The following is a 4,196-nucleotide window of genomic DNA, read 5'->3' on the forward strand; positions in this document are numbered from 1 at the left end:
GCGCTCCAGCAGTGTTTCGAGCCATTCGATCAGATCGGAGCGGCTCCGGATCAGCCCGTCATGGATCGCGCGCTCCAGCCCGTGGCTGTAGGCGAAGGCCCCCACCGGGAAGGCCGGGGACAGCCAGGTCATCAGCCGTGCGAGCGCGAGGGTATCAGTCATGATGATGGTGATGGCCGTGTCCATGGGCATGAGCGTGGTGATGATGATGCGCGGGGCCGTGATCCTGCCCGTGGGCGTGATAGGCGCCGTGCACCGGCTGGAAACGCGCCACGATCTCGCGCACGGACGCGCCGAGCCCTTCCAGCATGGCCCGGATGACGTGATCGCGCTGGATCAGGATGCGGTCCTCGTCGATCTGCGCCGGCAGGTGGCGATTGCCGAGATGCCAGGCGAGATGGCGCAGCGGAGAGGCCGGCCCGGGCGTCACCTCGAAGAGCTCCTCCTCCGCCGCGACGATCGCGACGGCGCGGCCATCCTCCAGCACGAGCCTGTCGCCATCGGCGAACAGGACCGGCTCCGGCAGGTCGACCATCACCTTCTCGCCCTGGTCGGTCGTCACCAGCTTGCGGCGCAGATGGCGCGCGGCGTGGTCGAGCCGAAGCGTGCCGGCAGGCTGGTCGCTGCCGCCGTGACTGTGGGAGATGGCGCGGAGCATCGCTTGGCCTCGGGTCAGAACAGGAAATAGCGCTGCGCCATCGGCAGCACGGTTGCGGGCTCGCAGGTCAGGAGTTCGCCATCGGCACGGACCTCATAGGTCTCGGGATCGACCTCCATATGCGGTGTCGCGTCGTTGAGGATCATCGACGCCTTGGAGATGCCGCCGCGGGTGTTCTCGACGGCGAGCATGCCCTTGGCGACGCCGAGCTTCTCCTGCAGGCCGCTGGCGATCGCAGCTTGGCTGACGAAGGTTACGGAGGACATGGCCGGCGCGCGGCCCATGGCGCCGAACATCTGCCGGTAATGCATCGGCTGCGGCGTCGGGATCGAGGCGTTGGGATCGCCCATCGGCGCAGCCGCGATCATGCCGCCGACCAGAACCATCTCCGGCTTCACCCCGAAGAAGGCGGGGTTCCAGAGCACGAGATCGGCGCGCTTGCCGACCTCCACGGAGCCGACATGCTTCGACAGGCCCTGCGCGATGGCGGGGTTGATCGTGTATTTCGCGATGTAGCGGCGCACGCGCAGATTGTCGTTGTCGCCGCTCTCGCCGGGCAGGCGCCCGCGCTGGACCTTCATCTTGTGCGCGGTCTGCCACGTCCGGATCGGCACCTCGCCGACGCGGCCCATCGCCTGGCTGTCGGAGGAGATGATCGAGAAGGCGCCGATATCGTGCAGGATATCCTCGGCCGCGATCGTCTCCTTGCGGATGCGGCTCTCGGCGAAAGCGATGTCCTCAGGGATCGAGGGCGACAGGTGGTGGCAGACCATCAGCATGTCGAGATGCTCGGCGATGGTGTTGTGCGTGTAGGGCCGCGTCGGATTGGTCGAGGACGGGATGACGTTCGGCAGGCCGCAGACCTTGATGATATCCGGCGCATGGCCGCCGCCGGCGCCCTCCGTGTGGAAGGCGTGGATGGTGCGGCCCTTGAAGGCGGCGACCGTGTCCTCGACGAAGCCGCTCTCGTTCAGCGTGTCCGTATGGATCATCACCTGGACGTCGTGGTCGTCGGCGACGGCAAGGCAGTTGTCGATCGCGGCCGGGGTCGTGCCCCAGTCCTCGTGCAGCTTCAGCGCGCAGGCGCCGCCCTCGATCATCTCGACGAGCGCGGCCGGCTTCGAGGCATTGCCCTTGCCGGAGAGGCCGAGATTGATCGGCACCGCATCGAAAGACTGGATCATCCGGCCGAGATGCCACGGACCGGGCGTGCAGGTCGTCGCAAGCGTGCCATGCGCCGGGCCGGTGCCGCCCCCGAGCATCGTGGTGACGCCCGACATCAGCGCCTCCTCGATCTGCTGGGGGCAGATGAAGTGGATGTGCGCGTCGACACCCCCGGCGGTGAGGATCTTGCCTTCGCCCGCGATGGCTTCGGTTCCCGGGCCGATGACGATGGTGACGCCGGGCTGCATATCCGGGTTGCCGGCCTTCCCGATGGCGACGATCCGGCCGTCCTTCAGGCCGATATCGGCCTTCACGATGCCCCAGTGGTCGACGATCAGCGCGTTGGTGATGACGGTGTCGACCGCCCCCTCGGCCCGGCTCGCCTGACTCTGGCCCATGCCGTCGCGGATGACCTTGCCGCCACCGAACTTCACCTCCTCGCCATAGACGGTGAAATCCTTCTCGACCTCGATGATCAGCTCGGTATCGGCGAGGCGGACGCGGTCGCCGACCGTGGGCCCGTACATCTGCGCATAGGCGGCATGGGAGAGCTTGGCCGGCATCAGAGTTTCCCCATCACCTTCTGCTGGAAGCCGTAGACGGCGCGCGCCCCGCCGAGCGGGACGAGGCGGACCTCGCGCTGCTGGCCGGGCTCGAAGCGCACGGCCGTGCCCGCGGCGATGTCGAGCCGCATGCCGCGCGCCAGAGTGCGGTCGAAATCGAGGGCCTCGTTGGTCTCGAAGAAGTGGTAGTGCGAGCCGACCTGGATCGGCCGGTCGCCGGTATTGGCGACAATCAGCGTGAGCTGCTGCGCGCCGGCGTTGAGGATGATGTCACCTTCGGCCGGGAAGACCTCGCCGGGGATCATGGTCTCAGGCTCCCGCGACGAGCCAGAGGCCGGCGAGCGCCGTGAGCCCGCCGGCCATGCGCACCGCGATCCGGCCACGATGCGAAACTGCGTTGCCGGCAAAGCCGATGCCGACGCCGATGCCGTGCAGCAGCGCCGTGGCGAGCGCGAAGCCGGCCGTGAACGTCGCGCTCGTCGCCTCGCCGAGCTCGCCGCCATGGGCATAGCCGTGGAACAGCGCGAAGAACCCGACCACGGCCATGCCGACCGGCATGGGCACCTGCAGCGCCACGAGCGCGAGCAGACCGAGAACGACGACGGAGGCCGCGACCACCGGCTCGACGAAAGGCAGGCCGATGCCGAGGCGCGCCGCGACGAAGCCGAGCATCATGGTAGCGACGAAGGCGCCGGGAATCGCCCAGACGGCTCGGCCGCCGACGAGGAACGCCCAGAGGCCGACGCCGACCATCGCCAGGATATGGTCCGCACCGAAGAGGGGGTGCGAGAAGCCGGCAGCCAAGGAGCCGTGTTCGGCGGGGTCAAGATGCGCGAAGGCCGGGCTCGCGGCAGCCAGACTCAGGATCAGGGCGATCGACAATCTCTTCATGGCAGCCTCCGGCTTCAACGAATCGGTTCGTGGACGGTGACGAGCTTGGTGCCGTCCGGAAAAGTGGCTTCGACCTGCACGTCGTGGATCATCTCGGCGACGCCTTCCATGACCTGTGCGCGGGTCACGACATGGGCGCCGGCCTCCATCAGCTCGGCTACACTGCGACCGTCGCGCGCGCCCTCGACGATGAAATCGCTGATCAGCGCGATGGCCTCGGGATGGTTGAGCTTCACCCCGCGCTCGAGCCGGCGCCGGGCGACCATGGCCGCCATGGAGATCAGCAGCTTGTCCTTCTCGCGCGGGGTCAGGTTCATGCCGTCAGTCCCTAGATTTGCCAGACCTTGGGCAGCTCCCGGCCGCCCAGCAGAAGCGTCAGCAACGGCTCCAGCCGCCGCCTGAGCGCGAGCCCGGTCTCCTCGACCAGGCGCGCGAGAAACTTGCCGTTCCAGGCGCTGGCGCCACCGCCAGGCCCGATGATCGCCCGGGCCGGCTCCAGAAAGCGCTCGGGCGCGACCCCGGCAAAAAGCACCGTCGCCATGGCCCGCCGGCCGGCCAAGGCCGGCGGCGGCGCAAGCAGCGCGGCGATATCGCCCGCGACGCGCAGGTCGTCGGCGAACAGCAGATGACCGTCGCGCCGAATGCGCCATCGGTCGTGCAGATGGCCGCTGCTCAGCGTCTCGCCCATGGCCATGCGGCCGAAGAGAATGGCCTCGACGGCGACCAGTTCGGCATCGCCCGCAAGGTCGGCTTCCAGGCGGCGGGAGAGGCGCCCGCCGTCGAACAGGATGGTCTCCTGCGGCAGCCATGCCAGACGCGCGCCGGCGGCAAGCCGCAGGTGGTTGTCGACGACCGCATCCGCGCCCGTCGAGCGATAGACCCGCTCGCAAGCCTGTGTCGTGACGCAGGCCGCCGCCTGC

Annotated in this window: 6 protein-coding genes and 1 pseudogene; all 7 read right to left on the reverse strand. The window is 68.6% G+C overall.

Annotated features, from left to right (window positions below; all coding sequences use genetic code 11):
- Positions 1-162: pseudogene (locus ACIPIA_RS11245) on the reverse strand (urease accessory protein UreF); the annotation flags it as partial.
- The gene (locus tag ACIPIA_RS11250; protein WP_400509500.1) at positions 155-658 is read right to left on the reverse strand and encodes an urease accessory protein UreE; all 504 of its coding nucleotides are present in this window, start codon (positions 656-658) and stop codon (positions 155-157) included. The pseudogene ACIPIA_RS11245 and the gene ACIPIA_RS11250, both read right to left, overlap by 8 nt.
- Positions 659-672: 14 nt before the next feature.
- Positions 673-2,385, reverse strand: a complete 1,713-nt coding sequence (gene ureC / locus ACIPIA_RS11255; protein ID WP_400509502.1) for an urease subunit alpha — start codon at positions 2,383-2,385, stop codon at positions 673-675.
- Positions 2,385-2,690: an urease subunit beta gene (locus ACIPIA_RS11260; RefSeq protein ID WP_400509504.1), complete on the reverse strand. Its 306-nt coding sequence runs from the start codon at positions 2,688-2,690 to the stop codon at positions 2,385-2,387. Before ACIPIA_RS11260 ends, ureC begins: the two co-directional genes overlap by 1 nt.
- Positions 2,691-2,694: 4 nt before the next feature.
- Positions 2,695-3,276: a HupE/UreJ family protein gene (locus tag ACIPIA_RS11265; protein ID WP_400509505.1), complete on the reverse strand. Its 582-nt coding sequence runs from the start codon at positions 3,274-3,276 to the stop codon at positions 2,695-2,697.
- A gap of 14 nt (positions 3,277-3,290) precedes the next feature.
- The gene (locus ACIPIA_RS11270; RefSeq protein WP_400509507.1) at positions 3,291-3,593 is read right to left on the reverse strand and encodes an urease subunit gamma; all 303 of its coding nucleotides are present in this window, start codon (positions 3,591-3,593) and stop codon (positions 3,291-3,293) included.
- A gap of 11 nt (positions 3,594-3,604) precedes the next feature.
- Positions 3,605-4,196 (reverse strand): urease accessory protein UreD (locus ACIPIA_RS11275; RefSeq protein ID WP_400509509.1); only part of this gene is annotated, 592 nt, incomplete at its 5' end.

The organism is Allobosea sp. CER48 (genome assembly GCF_044752385.1).
Taxonomy (GTDB): Bacteria; Pseudomonadota; Alphaproteobacteria; order Rhizobiales; family Beijerinckiaceae; genus Allobosea.